This is a genomic window from Kitasatospora sp. NPDC091257, assembly GCF_044757675.1.
Lineage (GTDB): Bacteria > Actinomycetota > Actinomycetes > Streptomycetales > Streptomycetaceae > Kitasatospora > Kitasatospora lactacystinica.
On the sequence record NZ_JBIVVI010001505.1, the window covers coordinates 1 to 1,844 of the forward strand.

Annotated in this window: 1 protein-coding gene; it reads left to right on the forward strand. The window is 67.0% G+C overall.

What is annotated here, in order from left to right; all coding sequences use genetic code 11:
* The first annotated feature begins 103 nt into the window (after positions 1-103).
* Positions 104-1,462 carry an erythromycin esterase family protein gene (locus tag ACIQOV_RS39760; RefSeq protein ID WP_331768807.1) on the forward strand — a complete coding sequence of 453 codons (1,359 nt, stop codon included), beginning with the start codon at positions 104-106 and terminating at the stop codon, positions 1,460-1,462.
* The last annotated feature ends 382 nt before the right edge of the window (positions 1,463-1,844 follow it).

The window sequence follows — 1,844 nt, forward strand, 5'->3', positions numbered from 1 at the left end:
GGTAGCCCCCGGAAGAGTTCGGTGGCTGCCCTGAGCGCGGGGCAACGGATCACACGAAAGGATCTTCTCACGTCGTCATACGCAAGTTGAGGGGCAAGAAAGCATGGCTATTAGGTATCCGAAGCGCATCAGTCGGCGGGGGCTGCTGGTGACGGCGGTGACCGTGGCGGGGGCGGTCCTCGTTCCGGTGGCGGTCCAGTCGGCCACCGCCGCCACGGCCGACGGGAAGCAGGATCCGGTACGTGCACTGGAGCGGGCAGCCCACCCGCTGCGTGCGACCGAGCCCGGCGGAAGTACGGCCGACCTGCGAGCCCTGTCCGCAATGATCGGCAACGCCAAGGTGGTCGGCCTCGGCGAGGCCACCCACGGCTCCCACGAGTTCTTCACCATGAAGGAGCGGGTCTTCCGCCACCTTGTCGAAGAGAAGGGCTTCACCACCTTCGCCCTGGAGCTGAGCTGGTCCGCGGGACTCCAGATCGACGACTATCTCCAGACCGGCAAGGGCGGTGACGCCCGCAGCGTCGCCAAGCAGACCTTCGCCGACTCGCCCTGGGACCGCGAGGAGTTCGTGAGCCTCATCGAGTGGATGCGCGACTACAACCGCCACCACCCCGACCGCCCCGTGCACTTCATGGGCGACGACATCGGCGCCCCCTCGTTGAATGACGCGTTCTTCGAACGGGTGACCGGTTACGTACAGAAGAACCACCCCGAGGCACTGCCGCGGCTCAACGAGCTCTACACCGGCCTGCGGCCCATCGACAACGTCTTCGCCTACCTGGGCAAGCCGCTCGCCGAACGGCAGCAGCTCGCAGCCAAGGCGCAGCAGGCCCTGGAACTGGTCAGCAGCCGGAAGGGCTCCGGCGGAGACGCGTTCGACTGGGCCGAGCAGAACGCCCGTTCAATCGCCCAGACCGCCAAGTTCCTCACCATCGACCCGAACGACCCCAAGTCGCTGCCCGATTTCGAGCTGTTCCGAGACGAGGTGATGGCCCAGAACGTGGCCTGGTGGCGGCAGCACACCGGCGACAAGATCCTGGTGTCGGCGCAGAACAACCACGTCGGCTACGTCTCCGACAACCCCGAGCTGTACTCCAAGACGCAGGGGTCGTTCCTGCGCGACACCATGGGCAAGGACTACCTGCCCATCGGCTTCACCTTCAACCAGGGCTCCTTCCTGTCGAAGGACGCCGCCCTCGGCGGCGACTGGAAGAAGTTCACCGTGGGCGCCGCCGAGCCCGGCAGGAACGAGCACACCCTCGACCAGGTCGGTTACCAGGACTTCTACCTCGACGTCCGCAAGGCCCCGGCCGCCGCGCGCGCCTGGTTGAACGTCGCCCGGCCCACGCTCAACATCGGCACGCAGTTCCCCGAGAAGCCCCGCGACACCGCGATCGCCCAGTCCTTCGACGTCCTCATCCACCTCCACGAAGTCCGGGAGGCCAACAAACTGAAGCCGTGACGACGCTGCCGTGCGACCACGTCCTCGCCACGCTGTGCCTTGTCCACGCGAAGCCGTAGCAGAGGCAGCCGTTTCGATCCCGCCGAACACTCGGACGGCCCTGGTCCGCCGCGGGCGTATCCATGCCCGGTTCTGAGGGGGCCGGGCCACGGCAACGTGGCCCGGCCACCCGACCACGCCCGAGCGGTCGCAACCCGATACGACAAGCGCGGATACGTCTACCTCGGCACCGTCACCGCAGCCGCTCTCGTCATCCGGCTCCGCACATGATCGCCCGGACAGCTCCGCCTAAGGCGTGTCTGACAAATGATCATCTGGTTGGTTCGCGGAGCCAGAGGATTAGGGAGGCCAGGACGACTCCGGCGCGGTAGCGGTCGGCGAG

Coding starts and splice junctions, on each gene's coding strand:
- ACIQOV_RS39760 (WP_331768807.1), top strand. CDS start 104: ATGGCTATTAGGTATCCGAAGCGCATCAGTCGGCGGGGGCTGCTGGTG.